Origin of the sequence: Methanofervidicoccus abyssi, assembly GCF_004310395.1 — an archaeon.
Lineage (GTDB): Archaea > AGJL01 > Methanococci > Methanococcales > Methanococcaceae > Methanofervidicoccus > Methanofervidicoccus abyssi.
On sequence record NZ_BFAX01000005.1, the window covers coordinates 39,973 to 54,047 of the forward strand.

General features: G+C 37.0%; 26 protein-coding genes. 18 read left to right on the forward strand and 8 right to left on the reverse strand.

Annotated elements, in window-relative coordinates; genetic code table 11:
• Positions 1 to 50: 50 nt before the first annotated feature.
• The 8 genes from MHHB_RS06205 to MHHB_RS06240 all read right to left on the reverse strand — a co-directional run bounded on the left by MHHB_RS06205 (position 51) and on the right by MHHB_RS06240 (position 3,952).
• The gene (locus MHHB_RS06205) at positions 51 to 401 is read right to left on the reverse strand and encodes a prefoldin subunit beta (RefSeq protein WP_131007810.1); all 351 of its coding nucleotides are present in this window, start codon (positions 399 to 401) and stop codon (positions 51 to 53) included.
• Positions 402 to 449: 48 nt separating this feature from the next.
• Positions 450 to 695, reverse strand: coding sequence for a KEOPS complex subunit Pcc1 (locus MHHB_RS06210; RefSeq protein ID WP_131007811.1), 246 nt, complete (start codon positions 693 to 695; stop codon positions 450 to 452).
• A gap of 10 nt (positions 696 to 705) precedes the next feature.
• Complete coding sequence (locus MHHB_RS06215) at positions 706 to 1,221, reverse strand: Brix domain-containing protein (protein ID WP_131007812.1); 516 nt, start codon at positions 1,219 to 1,221, stop codon at positions 706 to 708.
• Between the two features lie 11 nt (positions 1,222 to 1,232).
• Positions 1,233 to 1,373 (reverse strand): DNA-directed RNA polymerase subunit P, encoded by a 141-nt coding sequence (locus tag MHHB_RS06220; RefSeq protein WP_131007813.1) that lies wholly within the window; start codon positions 1,371 to 1,373, stop codon positions 1,233 to 1,235.
• A gap of 29 nt (positions 1,374 to 1,402) precedes the next feature.
• Positions 1,403 to 1,693: a 50S ribosomal protein L37Ae gene (gene rpl37A / locus MHHB_RS06225; RefSeq protein ID WP_131007814.1), complete on the reverse strand. Its 291-nt coding sequence runs from the start codon at positions 1,691 to 1,693 to the stop codon at positions 1,403 to 1,405.
• A gap of 19 nt (positions 1,694 to 1,712) precedes the next feature.
• The gene (locus MHHB_RS06230; RefSeq protein WP_131007815.1) at positions 1,713 to 2,414 is read right to left on the reverse strand and encodes a ribosome assembly factor SBDS; all 702 of its coding nucleotides are present in this window, start codon (positions 2,412 to 2,414) and stop codon (positions 1,713 to 1,715) included.
• A gap of 97 nt (positions 2,415 to 2,511) precedes the next feature.
• Entirely contained in the window at positions 2,512 to 3,312 is an 801-nt protein-coding gene (gene psmA / locus MHHB_RS06235) for an archaeal proteasome endopeptidase complex subunit alpha (RefSeq protein WP_131007816.1), read from the reverse strand.
• Positions 3,313 to 3,361: 49 nt separating this feature from the next.
• Positions 3,362 to 3,952, reverse strand: coding sequence for a ZPR1 zinc finger domain-containing protein (locus MHHB_RS06240; RefSeq protein WP_131007817.1), 591 nt, complete (start codon positions 3,950 to 3,952; stop codon positions 3,362 to 3,364).
• A gap of 480 nt (positions 3,953 to 4,432) precedes the next feature.
• Here MHHB_RS06240 and MHHB_RS06245 point away from each other — a divergent pair, with 480 nt between their 5' ends.
• The 18 genes from MHHB_RS06245 (at position 4,433) to MHHB_RS06330 (ending at position 13,968) form a co-directional block, all read left to right on the forward strand.
• Complete coding sequence (locus MHHB_RS06245; protein ID WP_131007818.1) at positions 4,433 to 5,068, forward strand: helix-turn-helix domain-containing protein; 636 nt, start codon at positions 4,433 to 4,435, stop codon at positions 5,066 to 5,068.
• A gap of 3 nt (positions 5,069 to 5,071) precedes the next feature.
• The gene (gene ehaA / locus MHHB_RS06250) at positions 5,072 to 5,335 is read left to right on the forward strand and encodes an energy-converting NiFe hydrogenase A subunit EhaA (protein WP_153801566.1); all 264 of its coding nucleotides are present in this window, start codon (positions 5,072 to 5,074) and stop codon (positions 5,333 to 5,335) included.
• Positions 5,325 to 5,822: a hypothetical protein gene (locus tag MHHB_RS06255; RefSeq protein WP_131007820.1), complete on the forward strand. Its 498-nt coding sequence runs from the start codon at positions 5,325 to 5,327 to the stop codon at positions 5,820 to 5,822. The genes ehaA and MHHB_RS06255 overlap by 11 nt, the downstream gene beginning before the upstream one ends.
• A complete protein-coding gene (locus MHHB_RS06260; protein WP_131007821.1) occupies positions 5,823 to 6,077 on the forward strand; it encodes a DUF2109 domain-containing protein in 255 nt (84 codons plus the stop codon). It begins immediately after the preceding gene.
• A 10-nt stretch (positions 6,078 to 6,087) separates the two neighbouring features.
• Entirely contained in the window at positions 6,088 to 6,366 is a 279-nt protein-coding gene (locus MHHB_RS06265) for a DUF2108 domain-containing protein (protein WP_131007822.1), read from the forward strand.
• Positions 6,367 to 6,373: 7 nt separating this feature from the next.
• A complete protein-coding gene (locus tag MHHB_RS06270; RefSeq protein ID WP_131007823.1) occupies positions 6,374 to 6,628 on the forward strand; it encodes a DUF2107 family protein in 255 nt (84 codons plus the stop codon).
• 2 nt (positions 6,629 to 6,630) lie between these two features.
• The gene (locus MHHB_RS06275) at positions 6,631 to 7,098 is read left to right on the forward strand and encodes an EhaF family protein (protein ID WP_394342776.1); all 468 of its coding nucleotides are present in this window, start codon (positions 6,631 to 6,633) and stop codon (positions 7,096 to 7,098) included.
• Positions 7,098 to 7,796, forward strand: a complete 699-nt coding sequence (locus MHHB_RS06280; protein ID WP_131007825.1) for an EhaG family protein — start codon at positions 7,098 to 7,100, stop codon at positions 7,794 to 7,796. Before MHHB_RS06275 ends, MHHB_RS06280 begins: the two co-directional genes overlap by 1 nt.
• An 8-nt stretch (positions 7,797 to 7,804) precedes the next feature.
• A complete protein-coding gene (locus tag MHHB_RS06285; protein WP_131007826.1) occupies positions 7,805 to 8,467 on the forward strand; it encodes a proton-conducting transporter transmembrane domain-containing protein in 663 nt (220 codons plus the stop codon).
• 10 nt (positions 8,468 to 8,477) lie between these two features.
• Positions 8,478 to 8,684, forward strand: a complete 207-nt coding sequence (locus MHHB_RS06290) for a hypothetical protein (RefSeq protein WP_131007827.1) — start codon at positions 8,478 to 8,480, stop codon at positions 8,682 to 8,684.
• Positions 8,685 to 8,686: 2 nt separating this feature from the next.
• Positions 8,687 to 9,574, forward strand: coding sequence for a respiratory chain complex I subunit 1 family protein (locus MHHB_RS06295; RefSeq protein WP_131007828.1), 888 nt, complete (start codon positions 8,687 to 8,689; stop codon positions 9,572 to 9,574).
• Positions 9,575 to 9,586: 12 nt separating this feature from the next.
• A complete protein-coding gene (locus tag MHHB_RS06300) occupies positions 9,587 to 9,859 on the forward strand; it encodes a hypothetical protein (protein WP_131007829.1) in 273 nt (90 codons plus the stop codon).
• A gap of 12 nt (positions 9,860 to 9,871) precedes the next feature.
• Positions 9,872 to 10,186: a DUF2104 domain-containing protein gene (locus tag MHHB_RS06305; RefSeq protein ID WP_131007830.1), complete on the forward strand. Its 315-nt coding sequence runs from the start codon at positions 9,872 to 9,874 to the stop codon at positions 10,184 to 10,186.
• Positions 10,187 to 10,191: 5 nt separating this feature from the next.
• On the forward strand, positions 10,192 to 10,617 hold the full coding sequence (locus MHHB_RS06310; protein ID WP_229701941.1) for a DUF1959 domain-containing protein: 426 nt from the start codon (positions 10,192 to 10,194) through the stop codon (positions 10,615 to 10,617).
• Complete coding sequence (locus MHHB_RS06315) at positions 10,614 to 11,072, forward strand: NADH-quinone oxidoreductase subunit B family protein (protein WP_131007831.1); 459 nt, start codon at positions 10,614 to 10,616, stop codon at positions 11,070 to 11,072. The genes MHHB_RS06310 and MHHB_RS06315 overlap by 4 nt, the downstream gene beginning before the upstream one ends.
• Positions 11,073 to 11,145: 73 nt before the next feature.
• Positions 11,146 to 12,273, forward strand: a complete 1,128-nt coding sequence (locus MHHB_RS06320) for a hydrogenase large subunit (RefSeq protein WP_131007832.1) — start codon at positions 11,146 to 11,148, stop codon at positions 12,271 to 12,273.
• Positions 12,274 to 12,284: 11 nt separating this feature from the next.
• Positions 12,285 to 13,493: a 4Fe-4S binding protein gene (locus tag MHHB_RS06325; protein ID WP_131007833.1), complete on the forward strand. Its 1,209-nt coding sequence runs from the start codon at positions 12,285 to 12,287 to the stop codon at positions 13,491 to 13,493.
• Positions 13,468 to 13,968, forward strand: coding sequence for a 4Fe-4S binding protein (locus MHHB_RS06330; protein WP_192893836.1), 501 nt, complete (start codon positions 13,468 to 13,470; stop codon positions 13,966 to 13,968). The genes MHHB_RS06325 and MHHB_RS06330 overlap by 26 nt, the downstream gene beginning before the upstream one ends.
• The last annotated feature ends 107 nt before the right edge of the window (positions 13,969 to 14,075 follow it).

Genomic DNA, 14,075 nt, shown 5'->3' on the forward strand with positions numbered 1-14,075 from the left:
AAAATAAAAATTAAAAATAGAATAAAAAAAATATTAAAAGTCGATACTTCTTAGGAGACATTAGGGCTTTCCTGGAGTATCTTCTGAAGTGTCTGTTGTAATTCATTCAATCTCTCCTGCATTTTTTTCTCCTGTTTTTCTAAGGTTTTTACCCTTAACTCCAAGGTTTCCAACCTTTCCTTTAACTCCTTTTCAACATCTTTCTTATTCCTCTTTACAAAGATACCACCACACATCTTATAAACTTCTTCTGATGGAGATTTCTCCATTTCCTCTAAAGCCTTTTTTATATCCTTTATTTGAGATTCTATCTGCTGTCTTTGTAAGATTACTATCTGTAACTGCTGCTGTAGTTGTTGAAATTGTAAAACCTGGTTCTGGACATTTGCTGGTAACTCCATAAAATTCACCTTTTTATTTTTATTATTTATATTATTATATCTTGATTATTATCTTGTCAATTTATATATACTTTCCGCAACCTTTATCCATCTTATATAGGAGTAGATAGATGCTTTCAATATACCGAGATCCTTAGCGTAGGTTTTCACCTTCAATGTATTTCCCTTAATAACCATATCACTCCTGGACTTTATCTGTGTATCTAAATGTTCCAATAGAATACTTCTATATACTACCTCCGCCTCCTCCTTAGAGTCAAATTCTATCTCTAGAGAAAAACAGAGATCTCCCATAATATCCCATTTAAGTGGGAGTTTCAATATCTAAAACCCTTAGATCCTTTACAACTATAAGAGGTCCTATTTTTTTATCTCCTTTATAAAATTGAATGTAAAAGAGAGGTCCATTACCTCTTCGATTCTCTTCAAAGCACATCCTGAAGGAGGAATCCTCAGAGATGATACCAAAATCCTTAAAGAAGTTGTAGAAGAGATCTTTATATGCTACAGTATTCCCATAAAATTCCATCTTTATTTTTCCTTCATCGTTTTTAACCTTTCTCCTACATACTTCCCTCTGAAGTTTCACAGATATGAAGAAGAGTATCAACTTCTTATCATTCATATCGTAAAGTTTCAACTTCCCTGGATTTCCTCTGTACTCGTCTATTTTAATTATCTTTGGATGTTTATTGAATATATCTTTTAGTGGAGTTTTACCCCTTGTTAGAGGTTTCCCCGCCAATACCCTCGCCAGATCCTTTACAAAACTCCTAGTCCGTCGGGAGGGCTTCCTAGAGGTAATTATAATTACTCCCATCTCTATCACATTTATCTCGCAATAACCTTTTTGACAACCTTGGGCCTAACCTTTACAAGGATCTTGTTACTACAGTGAGGACATTTGGCCTTTAGATTTAACTCACTTGATGGGATAACCTTACCACAGTTCAGGCATTTGTACTCTGCCATAGTTCCACCGTAAAAAAGAAAAAATAAAATTAGATCTCTCTACTTTTCTTCTCTATAACCCTTCTAATAGCCTTGGTTACAATTTTACCTGCACCAGTTTCTGGGGTATAAGCTCCTCCTGCTATTTTAGCACCACATTTCTTACATACCCATATTGAAGTACTTACTCTTCTTAACTTTTGGAATCCACAGACTGGACATTTATAACTCTTTTTTTGTTTTATCTCTACGTCTCTTACTCTTACTCTGATTTTTCTACCGTATCTTGGTCCAAATCTCCCTGCTGGTCCTACCTTCTTTGTATGACTGAACCTTGCCATATCTCCCACCTTCTATCTTTTACAACTTTCTTAAAAGTTTGGTTTGGACGTTACCCTTTGTAAGTTTGTTTAAATGGGAGTAGAACTCTCCCTCTATCCCACTAGGTATCTCTATTATAAATATGAGGGAGCCGTCCTCCTGCCATTCTTCCTCTTTTACAGTCCCATACTCACGGAGAGAGTAGTATACGGAAGAGGTATATTCAGGAGGGACCTTAACTGCAATTTCCCTCCTCTCAAACTTTATAGGTATTATCTTCTTAAGTTCTTTCATAATAAGGGGGACTTGCTCTTCTGCAGATTTGTAGATGTCTATATTTACCTTCGCCTCCTCTAAGGCTTTCTCAATTCTCTTTGGAGGATGAGGAGTACCTGTTTGTGGATTTATAGCATTTCTAGCAATTATGGAGATTATCTGTTTCTTCTTTTTCTCCTTCATCTCTTTTCTCTGTTGTGCAGTAAGTTGGACAGTACCCTTAGTTATTATCTTCTTAGCAATTTCATATATATCTGTAGTTCCAAAAACTTTTTTTAGAAGTTCCTCTGAGACTTTCTCTCCCTTATTGGCATCCCTGTAAACAGTCTCAGAGGCAAGTATCTCAGACATGTCTACAGGCTGACCTTCCTTTAATTTAGCTGCCAAGTATGGATCTACCAGTATTTCAAACTTCTCTCCATGGGATTGAAACCGTGCAATTACCGCCTTTTCCAACGATACCATACTATCCCCTTTTAATTTATATACCTTTCGATTAACAGTATTAACAATAAGAATGAAAAAATAGAAAATATAGAAAATATAGTATCTAAAAACTCATCTATTTCTCCTTACTGTCCCCCTCTTCTTTATCCTCCTTACTACTCTTCTCCTTCTCCTCTTCTTCTTCAGCCTTAATAAGTTCTTTAGCCTTCCTTACAAGTTCTTCAATCTTTTCATAGTCTATCTTCTCCATAATCTTAGTGTCTGTCCTAATTATTGCCATATCCACATTTTTTGGATTTAACTCTTCCTTGGAAACCTTATAGAGAGTATATATAGCCAACTCCATAGCCTCATCTAACAACATATCTTCTCTATATTTCTCCTCCAAGATATCCATTGCTAAAGACCTGCCTGCACCTATTGCCGAGGCCTTGTACTCTATTAAGGCTCCACTGGGATCTGTTTCAAACAATCTGGAACTATGTCTATCTATACCTGCAATTAGTAGGGATACTCCAAAAGGCCTAACACCTCCATGCTGTGTATAGGCCTGCTTAATATCACTGATTCTCTTTGCAAGGGCTTCAACTGTTATAGGTTCATCGTAGGTTAGCCTGTTTATCTGGGCCTCTAATCTAGCCCTGTCTATCAATACTCTGGCATCTGCCACAAGTCCAGAAGTTGCAGCCATTATATGATCGTCAATTTGGAATATCTTCTCTACAGAACATATCTCTATTAACTTACTTGTAACCTTTCTATCCACTGCCAATATCACTCCTTCTTTACACCTGATACCAATAGCTGTAGTACCCCGTCTAACAGCCTCTCTTGCATACTCTACTTGATACAGCCTACCCTCTGGACTGAATACCGTTATTGCCCTATCGTATCCTGCTGCTGGAACTAGTTGCATCCTTTTCCCTCCAGATGATCTGTATTAATTTAAAAATTATAACGATTAGTTATTTATTTTTATTCTTTTCCATGATGAATATATTACCTCCACTTAGAATTTTAATCTCTTCTTCACTTAGTTTTTCTTCTTTAACACCATCACCAATTATAGCACTATGACCTAGGGGATCTTCTATAATGAGAGTGATATTTTCTTTTCCTCTCTTAACATCTTCAATTTTTTTCAGAATTTCCTCCCCCTTTCTCTTTTCTTCCCCATCTACCCATTTTAAAAGCATCTTTAAAGAATCCTCAAGACGATTTAAAACTCCTTCTACATTAGATATATAGCCCTCAGATGCCGGTCCAGGTCTAACTTCGAACCCCCATTCAGGTATCTTTATATAGCCAGTGGAACTTCTAACAACCCTCTTATTCAGATCCTCTTCCCCACACACTCTTAGGATGTATCTTTTAGGTTCTTTAACTTCAAGAGGAATGATATCACTTTTTCTATACTTACACTTATCACATATCATAGTTGTCTCCATTACCTTACCAAAGTAAGGAATATCTAACTGGTTACTAAATATTTTGAAGGTATTTTTTCCTCCACATATGGGACAATCTATGACGTTAACTGGTTTGATATTTTCCATTTCTATCACACTTCTTAAAAATCTATAAAAGATACTTAATGATATAATAAAATAGTGATATAATATTATTGATATAATAATTATTAATGTTATTATTCTTGATAGGTCGAGTTGTCAGAAAATAACGATTCCTTTTAATCTAATCTTAACTACTAAGGTATATAAGTTTCTATCGTTTGAATTTTTTTATCCTGTTCCCCTACTGTTAAAAAAATTCAGGAAGTAAAATAATATAATATAGAATTCCTTCTCTCTTTTTCACATAGTTTTAAGACCACCTATTTCTATTATTTTGATTATTTTATTAATATAAATATAATAACTATTGTTGTTCCAGTTGAACAAAACCTGATTTAATGTTATGATTAGTGTTATTTAAAATTACTAATGACTACAAATTGTACCTTTAATATCAAAAATTATATATATCTTTCTGATAGAATAATATTATTCCTATGCGATATTTTTTAAGGGGAAAAGATGTATAAAAAACTAGATGTGATAGAACATGCTATTCTTCTAAATCCTAAATATATAAGGATATTCCGCAATAAGTTGAAAATAACCCAGTCTAAATTAGCAAAGGAAAGTGGAGTTAGTCAGTCTCACTTGAGTATGTTAGAAAAGGGGAAGAGAAAGGCTACTAAATCTCATGCCGCTGCAATAACCTTAGGACTTCTAAAATGTAGCGATATCTGGGATAAAAAAGATCCTATAGATTACCTATTAGATGTTCTTTCCTTGACAAAGTTAGAATCTACAGTTGTGAAGTTTGTGAAGGAAATAACAGAGGGAGACAGTATATATAAGAGATACATTGAGGGCTATCCTGTTTATATTGTGGATAGAGATAGCTTTACAGACTATCTGAAGAAAAACATTAATGTAATCTCTATAAAGGATGTGAAGTTTTTCAGAGGTAGGATGGTAGTAGAAGGGCTATATTCTGACAACCAGGAGGTAACTATATCTTTAGACTGCTCAGATATAAGGAGATTGGAAGGTAAGATATCTAAAACCATCGGGAAAAAGATAATAATCCAGATATTCCCAAAGGATGAGATACCACCTATATACTCCCTTAAAAAGGATGGAATGGTTATAAACTGTTGGTAGGTGATGAAGTTGATATTTTATTATATTCTCTCTCTTGCGATATCCTTAGTTGTTGGATTTATTATAAAGTTACCTTTAAAGGTGGATACTAACTCCTTCAAGGGAAATCTATTCTTTCCTACTGTATTTGTTACCTTGGGATTAATAGCTGTTGTTGATCTTTTATTTAGTTTAAACGTAGTTTTTAGTACCATAGTTGGAATATTATCCCCCTTCTTTTCTAAGTACGTCGATGTTATATTTCCAGGTGTAAGTTATGGAAATTAGTTGGGTTGAGTTGTTAAAACTGTTGATAACTACGGGAGTATGTTGGATAAACTTTGTAGTGATAGATACTTACTTTGGACTACCCAAGAAGCCTGGAGTATCGGGGGCAGAGGTAATTGGAAAAACTTTGGAGAAGTTAGGGGGAAATATAAACGGAGGGTACTTTATGGGAAATATCGTATGTTCTCCAGATGCCTCTGCAGGTACCTTGATGGCAAGTATATTTTACTATCTAATGGGGTTTAAAGGAGGTCTTATTGCGGCACTTCTCATATTCTTGGGTAATAGGTTGTGTAACGATCCTGGTTATGCAGGTACCGTTGGGGCCTTTAGTGCAACGGTAATTATACATCTCTTCAGTGGTTTTATCGAGCCTAAGTACTTTCTCGGAGGAATGGTGATAGCAATATTTACGATTCAGGGACTCTACCATGTTGGGGCTTCTAAGGTTTTAGGATACATTGGAAAGAAATTGGGGATGATATAGATGGATATTGTAATGTTGTTGATAGGTGCTATATCATTTGTAGTTGGGTTTAGAGTATTCTTAACGAAGAATAAAGTGCAAAAACTACTCTATATGTGCTGTTTAAATTTCGCCATTGCTGCACTTATTGCACTTTATGTTAAAAGTCCAATGGGTGGGGTTGTAGCAGCAGTCTATTTCCTAGGATCTACTCTATCCAGTAATGCCATAGCCCATACTCTTGGGAAGATCCAAAGAATTGAAGGTGAAGGATAATGGTGATAATGTGGAATTACTTCCCTTAGTGTCGATCTTCTGCGTTGTTATGGGATGTATCGGTGTTATCCTAAATACAGATTACTTAGATAAGATAATCATGTTGGAGTTTTTGACAGGTGGTTTAATCGGTCTTATAGTATCCTTTTACTACTTGGATGTAGCAACCCTAACTTCTATAATGGAGCCTGTAAGCACTATAATACTCCTGTTGGGATCTCTTAAGTACATCTACATTAAGAGATCCAAGAAGAAATACAGTTCAAAACTGCCAATACTTGTAAAGTAGGGATAGAATGGATGTGGTGGTGCCAACCCTTTATCTAGGATACTTTCTACTTATATTAGGAACCCTAGGTGTTATAATAGGCCCAAAAACTGAGGATCCCCTTGTTAGATTCTTAAATGTGGAGGTACCTACAGTAGGTGTAATGTTGATATTTCTAGCGTATAATCTAACTTTGGCACTTATGACATACATCACCATAAACGTCCTAATTACCTTAGTGTTTATAAGAACTATAATTAAAAGGGAAGAGTTGGAGGCATAATTATGGATATTGGAAAGGTGTGGAATTATATCTCACGTCCAGAAGTTGTGCCTAGGTTATTTGCACTATTTCTCTGTTTGATAATGATTGTTGAGTTTTTCATACCTACAACTTATAACGAGAATCAGCTGTATCCAAAGTGTCCTCCTCAGAGCCAGATATTTAAATCACCTCTTGCACCTTATGACAGGGGAGGAGAACCTCTCAAGAAACCCGCAGATATTAAAACCCAGTATCCTCAATTTGAACCTATAAAGGGAAAAATAACTGCCTATCTTACCCCTCCTGCTATATGGATCTCTAAGATGACTCCCTACTTTGGAACAACCATAGTATCAACTCCAGGAGGAATACTGGACGAGATACTCTACTATACGAGGGGGCTGGATACTGTACTGGAGTCCTTAACACTCCTAATATCTTTCATAATCTTCAGTTGGGTGTACCTCCATAGAGAGAAGGTGGAATAATGGATATTGTCCAAAGTATGTTTAATCATTCCGTCTTTGCAGGTTTTGTTGTAGGGATGCTCTCCCTTATTGCAATAAGTTATCAGAGATCTGATATACATACACTTATTTTAACCGATGTTGTAGAATGTGCTATGTTGGTTATTATTGCTGCTGTTGGAACCGATCTTGCCGAGGCCCTTATTCTACCTGGGTTAGTTGTAGGACTGGCGGAATTTTTAGTAGTCTCTGAGATTCTGATACAGAAAAGTAAATTGAGGGAGAAGAAAAAGGATAAAAAGATATCAAAGTTATTTGAAGAGTTCTTAGCTGTGAAAGAACCTGAAATAGTTGGGAAAATAGAGCACCCGAAGATGGAAGTACTTTACAGTGCTCCAAGGTTTATAGGTATTATACTGGTTATCTACGGAGCATTTTTAACAGGTTTTACAGGAGGGGCTGTAATGTCTGTTGGTTTACTGTTCTACCTCCTCTCTCAGGGAATGATTGATAAGAAAATATCTTCAGAGAACATAAGAAATTTTTGGGAGGCTATTTCAGGATTTTCAGGGGTTATGTGGGCATTCTGGATACTCTTTGGATTTATAGGTTTTTACCTCTTCCCGCATCACTATGTAACTTTCCTTCTGATAGCAGGAGGTGCCTTGGCACTTAAGGTAGGTTCTAAACTTGGATTAATAGGAGATCTGAAGTTCTAGGTGGTGATATGCCCTTTAATATTATCTCTATATCGGGGGATTTTTATGGGTATATTCCCTTTGGAGACATAGTATTCTACATTACAGAGTTCTCTGCGATATTCTTCATAGTTGTCATGTTCTTTACCTTAGTTGTCTACTTTACAAAACCTGAGAAACAGTTGGAGTCACAAATAGGGAGTTTTGATAAACTCAACTATGTCTCCCTTGAGGAGCTGAAGGTAAGGAGGCTGATGGCTATTATCTGTGGCATCTGCACTGCATTTGCCATGCTTACGGGAGATCTGTTTAACTATGCGCTCTTCCTCGCAGTAATAGGTATAGCTAACATAGGTATCGTCTCGGCAGTTAAAAAGGAGTGGGTACTAAATGCAGCTTACCACTACGGTATAATAGCTATGATATCATCCCTCCCCCTCTTCGGAGGAGCTGCCCTAATACTGGCTAAAACTGGCACCCTCTCAATATTGGAGTTGGCAAAAGGACATTACGATCTACTATTCCAGAAAATTCTCTATGCAGTAGGTATGGTTGGAGAGACAGGAGTTGCTCCCTTTTACGCCGCAAAGGCTGAAATGTTCAGGGCTCCTGGAGCACCATATATCCTGATGATACATCTATCTTCCCTACTTATAGTAATAAAGACTGCAGAAATACTACTAACCATTTAAAGGGGATCTTATGACACCTGAAAGAAAAAGCGGAATACTGTCTCTTATAGTTGGAATCTTAGGGTTTCTCTATATTATACTCTATCCAAGAAATGTACTGATTGTTTACTTAGGTACTGCTCTATTTACTCCCTTCATCCTCTACGGTGTAGGAATAACGTTTATTCCAAAAACTAGGAGGAAAAAGGAAGGACTCCTTCCATTTAGGGGGTGGTAATTATGGAGTTGTACAATATAAAGTATGTAATAGATGCACTTGCCTACAGTTTATACGCCTTCTTAGTGGGAGGTCTACTGTTGGGACTACATAGAAAGATAGTAGCCAGGATCCAGGGAAGACCAGGTCCTCCTATTATCCAGTATATTCTCCACACCTTTAAATTCTACTTTAAGGAGATAACGTTTCCTATAACCGCAGGAAATCCCCTATATATATTTGTAGCACTAATGAGTATTACGGTATGGATATCTACACTCTACCTTGGAGTTGTATTTAACTCTTCTTTACTAATACTTATGGGTCTATACATCCTCCAGAAGATAGTGGAGCATGGTTGTGGTCTCAGTAGTGGATCCCCGTATGGGAAGTTGGGAGGTGTAAGAAGTGTATTCTCCGCCGCTGCAGAAGTGCCACTCTTTGCAGTAATAGGTACTATATATCTCCTAACCAAATCTCTGATAATAGGAGATATTATAAGATATCAAGAAGTACATGGACCCATAATCTTCCAACTACCCTTTGCAGCATTTGCCTTCTTTGTACTTCTTCTTTCAAAAGCTCCCAATAGCCCCTTTGCCATAGTGAAGGATAAGAGTATAGTAAGTGGATACATTACAGAACATTTCGGTATCTTAGAATCTCTGATAATGATAGCCGATGGAATAGCGTGGTTTGTTCTCCTCTGGATATTTATAGGAGTATTTATCGGTCCTTTATTAATATCCAACCCGCTGTTAACATTACTTGGAATGGTAGCTTTAACTTTTATAGTATCTCTCATCTGTGCCTTAACTCCTCTCTTAACACCAAATCACTCAGTTATGATTCAGATACTTATAAGTGCTCTTGCTATTGTGGATCTACTACGTAGGGCTATTATGGGATAGTTGGGTGAAATTGTGATAGAGGTAAGGTATATAGACTATTTACTGATCTCCGTCTTTGTTCTCCTGATGATGGCAGTATCTGTAACTCTTGTACAAATCAACGTACTTCACCTTGTAATACTTATAATAGGGATACTTTTTACAGTGCTTCTACTTAGATATAAATACAAATCCTTGGGGAAGTTGATGGAAACCTTGGAGTTGTTATTTATGATGTTGGTACTCGTAGGCATAATTTACTTGGGATACAGGATGTACAGTATCCATTCTACAGGGATATTTTAGGGTGATACTCTTATGGAGGAAGTACCATATAACCTACTCTGGTGTGTACTTTCCTTAACTTTCGGGGGGTTTATAGGGTTATCTTACAGTTATAATCAGTATGTAAAACCCTACGTAGAGAAGAGTATAGATAAGCTAGCATTAGTTTGTGCTGTACTTGGAGGTATACTGTTCTCAACACCTCTACCTTACAGTGCAAACTATCCCATTTCTTCATTCCTTCTAGGTATTCCCTTTGGTATGAGGCCAGGTTATGGTAGAGTTGAGTTAATTATTGGCGTATCTATTGCAGTCTTAGGTTATCTAATTAGAGGTTCAATAGGTTAGAGAGTATGGAGTTGGATATGGAGATGATAGATAAGGTACAGTGTAAAGGTACCTTGGAACAGAAGTACAACATAATAAAAAATAGATACATTATGGAGGAAGTTATTGTACCTATTGCTAAGGCATTGGGATTATCCTTAGATGAAGTTATAGAGTTGTTTGTGAGGGAGTACGACGGTGCTGCACTCTATGAAACCCATGCATTTGCAGAGCAGGCGAGGATGGCATGTTTGGGGAGGAAGGTGGATATAGATCTAGGATTATGTTGGATATGTGACTTTTATGGGTTGATATCAAAGAGAGAGGGAGATCTAATAAGAAAAAAAGTAGTCGAAGATGTATTGGTAAATAACATCCCGTATAAGGAAGCTTTGAAGAGGGGAAGAGAACTACTTGTAAAACTACTAAAAAGTAATAAGGAGATAGAATGATTAAAGAGTTTTTCAGAAAGAGATCTATACATGTATGTGTGGTGAATACGGGGGGATGTAACGGATGTGATATAGAGTTAGTGTCTTTATTATCTTCAAGGTACGATATTGAACAGTATGGTATATACATCCACAATAACCCAAGAGAGGCGGATGTATTAATAGTAACTGGACCTGTTACTCTCCCCTGGAAGAATAGATTAAAAGAGCTGTACGAAAAAACTCCAGAGCCTAAGATAGTTATAGCTGTCGGAGCCTGTGCTCTAAGTTGTGGTATATTCAAAGAGGGACATGTATGTGGCCCAGTGAGTAAAATCATTCCAGTTGATGGAGTAATACCAGGATGCCCCCCAAGACCTTCCCAGATAATAGAAACTATATTGAAGGTAGTTCCAATTTCTGTAGCGGAGAGGGAAAGGGTAATTAAAGAAGTAGATACTTCTCAGCAATCTTAGTTAAGAATCAGTTAGGAGTATAATTATTATGTTAATAATTATTATAATTAATAATTATTATAATTGGGATATTATGAATGTAATACCTGTAGGACCTATAAATCCTATTTTCAAAGAACCTATACGTATAAAACTCATCGTAGAGGGGGAAATAGTAATTGGAGCTGAAATTGAAATGGGTTATGTGCATCGAGGGATTGAGAGGATAATGGAGGGGAAACACTATCTAAAGGGAATTCATCTCGCTGAGAGAGTATGTGGTATATGTTCGTATATCCATACCCAGACATTTGTGGAATGTATAGAGAAAGTGTCCAATATAGAGGTACCAGATAAGGCTAAATATCTCAGGATTATCGCTACAGAACTTGAGAGGATTCACAGCCACCTCATTGCTGTTGCAGTTTATGGGATGGCTATTGAGCATGAGACTTTCGGTATCTGGTGTTTGAATATAAGGGAGAAGGTGATGGATCTACTGGAGACTATCGCTGGAAATAGGATAAATATGGGTTTTAACGTCGTTGGTGGGGTTAGACAGGACATAACCAGGGAGATATTGGAGAGTATCTACAACACATTAGATACCTTGGAAGAAGATGTGGAAGATATATTGGAGATCTTCAGGAAGGGGCCCTTAATAAGTTTAAGAAGTAAAGGGATAGGAGTCATCGGTTATAAGGAAGTAATGAAAACCAGGGCTGTTGGACCTGTGGCACGAGCTTCTGCACTACCTGAGAGTGATTGGAGACTGAGACATCCTACATATAAAGAGTTAGGTTTTAAACCTGTATGGGCTGAAGAAGGAGACAACTACGCCAGGACATTAGTTAGATTGAAGGAGATACTTACAAGTATAGAGTTGTTAAGGAGAGCTCTTGAATTCTACGAGGAAAGTACTGGGATGGTGAGAAAGAAGGTAGATATAAAGGGAGGATCTGGAGAGTGGAGAAACGAAGCTCACAGAGGAGAAGTTACCTACAAGATATCTATAACAGATGGAGGAATTATAAAGAGAATACTAATTAGGACACCTACAGTGATGAACCTTTCAGCGTACAAGTATATGTTAAAAACCTGTCCTACAGTTTCAGATGCCGTTGCAACTTACATCTCTATAGATCCCTGTATTTCTTGTACAGAGAGAAGTATATACTTAGTAGATAGGAGAACGGGAGACGTAAAACCGTACTCCAAATAGGATGTGAAAGTATGGCGTCCTCACTGTGGTATCTCTATGTACTTACAAAGAAGAAGTTTATTAAAAGGTTTCTCCAGGCAAAGACGGAGAAGAAATACATCTTACCTCCAAAGAGGTTTAGGAAGATTCCTCCCACTGTAGAGTATCCTGAAAGATGTATTAGTTGTGGAGCCTGTGAAAGTTCCTGTCCATCCTTTGCCATAAAGATGATATTCTTCCAGGATCACAATAAGAAACTGCCTAAGATAGATGTTGGTGCCTGTATAGGTTGTGGAAACTGTGTAGAATCCTGTCCATCTAAGGTGCTGGAGATTGGAAACTTGAAGGAAGAAACCTTAAGTCTTCCCTGGAATGTTCCTAAGTACAAGAATTACATAATAGACGAGGAGTTATGTGTGAACTGTGGTTCTTGTAGAACGGTATGTCCAGTGCATGCTATAGATTACGATAAAAACACCCATAAAATAGATACTAACAAATGTATCGGATGTGAGAGGTGTGTAGAGGCATGTCCTGTAGTAGATGCTATTAGGATCTACGACGAGAAAGTGTTGAAGGAGAAGTTCGATCTATGTTTTAGGATAAAATTTAGCAGGGTATTGAAGGAGGAAGAAAGGAGTGAGGTAATCTCTGAGACCCCAAGGATTGTAAAAAGTTTATGTATAAACTGTGAAAACTGTGTAGATGTGTGTCTAGGGAGTATAAACTTGGAGAATTACAAGGTTGTCAGTTGCGTCAAGTGTGGTAGTTGTATAGAGGTTTGTCCTACAGGTGCAATGAGAATAGGAGAAGTTTCAAGAGTGCCCAAGATAAGGGATAAATGCTACATTATAGAGGAAGATAAATGTATAGGTTGTAGGATATGCTACAGGGCATGTAATGTAAATGCAATAGATATCTGTTGTGACACAAGGTTACCTTATATAAACCCAGAGAAGTGTGTAAGATGTGGAGTATGCTACAAGGAGTGTCCAGTTGAAGCTATATCCCTGACTGACATGGAGAACTCCCTGAAACTCTACAGGGTTAGGAAGGCACGGGATAATTTTGAGGCCATGGTTATCAAAGACTTAGATGAAATCTCCAAAAAGTATGCTCAGTTGAAAGGTGATCTGTTGGAGTTCTCCCAGAAGGAGGTTGAAAAAACCCTTAGTAAGATAGTTAATGAAAAAATAATAAAACAGGATGATTCCGATGCTACTAGAGATGATACCTGTTAAAGATATTATCCGTAAGTATTTTGAGGAGGACTCTGTAGAGATAAGTTTAGAGAATAAGGTGATGAGAAAGAGTATAGTAATAGATCCCAAGAAATGTATATCTTGTGGTATCTGTGTAGAAGTCTGTCCCTTAAAGGTTATCAGGCCCAAAACTCCACATCCAAAAATAGATGTTAAGAGGTGTGTCTTCTGTGACCACTGTGTGGAAGCCTGTCCAGTCGGTGCTGTAGAGATAATATACCTTGTTGGAAAGGTTATAAATAACTATCTTCTGATATACAGAGTAAGTAGGAATAAAAAACTTGTGTATAATCCCAAGAGATGTATAATGTGTCTAGTGTGTAAGAAAAACTGCCCCTTTGGAGTTATTGATGTAGGGGATGGGGAGATTAAGTTCGATATGAATAAGTGCACACTCTGTGGCCACTGTGGGTATCTATGCCCCTGTGACGCTATAGGGTTTGAAGGGGAGTAGGTTTTTTGTTATATTATTTTTAACAATAAAAATAATAAATATTATAATAATGTAAGTATTTATAACTAGATAAGTGGAAATAAGGGTTTTAAGGGGGTTGAACTGTA

Excerpts from the sequence above, each read along its gene's own strand:
- MHHB_RS06290 (WP_131007827.1), top strand. The coding sequence starts at position 8,478 with ATGACACCTGAAAGAAAAAGCGGAATACTGTCTCTTATAGTTGGAATC.
- MHHB_RS06285 (WP_131007826.1), top strand. The coding sequence starts at position 7,805 with ATGCCCTTTAATATTATCTCTATATCGGGGGATTTTTATGGGTATATT.
- ehaA (WP_153801566.1), top strand. The coding sequence starts at position 5,072 with ATGAAGTTGATATTTTATTATATTCTCTCTCTTGCGATATCCTTAGTT.
- MHHB_RS06230 (WP_131007815.1), bottom strand. The coding sequence starts at position 2,414 with ATGGTATCGTTGGAAAAGGCGGTAATTGCACGGTTTCAATCCCATGGA.
- MHHB_RS06305 (WP_131007830.1), top strand. The coding sequence starts at position 9,872 with ATGGAGGAAGTACCATATAACCTACTCTGGTGTGTACTTTCCTTAACT.
- MHHB_RS06260 (WP_131007821.1), top strand. The coding sequence starts at position 5,823 with ATGGATATTGTAATGTTGTTGATAGGTGCTATATCATTTGTAGTTGGG.
- MHHB_RS06205 (WP_131007810.1), bottom strand. The coding sequence starts at position 401 with ATGGAGTTACCAGCAAATGTCCAGAACCAGGTTTTACAATTTCAACAA.
- MHHB_RS06295 (WP_131007828.1), top strand. The coding sequence starts at position 8,687 with ATGGAGTTGTACAATATAAAGTATGTAATAGATGCACTTGCCTACAGT.
- MHHB_RS06320 (WP_131007832.1), top strand. The coding sequence starts at position 11,146 with ATGAATGTAATACCTGTAGGACCTATAAATCCTATTTTCAAAGAACCT.
- MHHB_RS06315 (WP_131007831.1), top strand. The coding sequence starts at position 10,614 with ATGATTAAAGAGTTTTTCAGAAAGAGATCTATACATGTATGTGTGGTG.
- MHHB_RS06240 (WP_131007817.1), bottom strand. The coding sequence starts at position 3,952 with ATGGAAAATATCAAACCAGTTAACGTCATAGATTGTCCCATATGTGGA.
- rpl37A (WP_131007814.1), bottom strand. The coding sequence starts at position 1,693 with ATGGCAAGGTTCAGTCATACAAAGAAGGTAGGACCAGCAGGGAGATTT.
- MHHB_RS06275 (WP_394342776.1), top strand. The coding sequence starts at position 6,631 with ATGGATATTGGAAAGGTGTGGAATTATATCTCACGTCCAGAAGTTGTG.
- MHHB_RS06245 (WP_131007818.1), top strand. The coding sequence starts at position 4,433 with ATGTATAAAAAACTAGATGTGATAGAACATGCTATTCTTCTAAATCCT.
- MHHB_RS06310 (WP_229701941.1), top strand. The coding sequence starts at position 10,192 with ATGGAGTTGGATATGGAGATGATAGATAAGGTACAGTGTAAAGGTACC.
- MHHB_RS06325 (WP_131007833.1), top strand. The coding sequence starts at position 12,285 with ATGGCGTCCTCACTGTGGTATCTCTATGTACTTACAAAGAAGAAGTTT.
- MHHB_RS06270 (WP_131007823.1), top strand. The coding sequence starts at position 6,374 with ATGGATGTGGTGGTGCCAACCCTTTATCTAGGATACTTTCTACTTATA.
- MHHB_RS06330 (WP_192893836.1), top strand. The coding sequence starts at position 13,468 with ATGCTACTAGAGATGATACCTGTTAAAGATATTATCCGTAAGTATTTT.
- MHHB_RS06220 (WP_131007813.1), bottom strand. The coding sequence starts at position 1,373 with ATGGCAGAGTACAAATGCCTGAACTGTGGTAAGGTTATCCCATCAAGT.
- MHHB_RS06210 (WP_131007811.1), bottom strand. The coding sequence starts at position 695 with ATGGGAGATCTCTGTTTTTCTCTAGAGATAGAATTTGACTCTAAGGAG.
- psmA (WP_131007816.1), bottom strand. The coding sequence starts at position 3,312 with ATGCAACTAGTTCCAGCAGCAGGATACGATAGGGCAATAACGGTATTC.
- MHHB_RS06215 (WP_131007812.1), bottom strand. The coding sequence starts at position 1,221 with ATGGGAGTAATTATAATTACCTCTAGGAAGCCCTCCCGACGGACTAGG.
- MHHB_RS06280 (WP_131007825.1), top strand. The coding sequence starts at position 7,098 with ATGGATATTGTCCAAAGTATGTTTAATCATTCCGTCTTTGCAGGTTTT.
- MHHB_RS06255 (WP_131007820.1), top strand. The coding sequence starts at position 5,325 with ATGGAAATTAGTTGGGTTGAGTTGTTAAAACTGTTGATAACTACGGGA.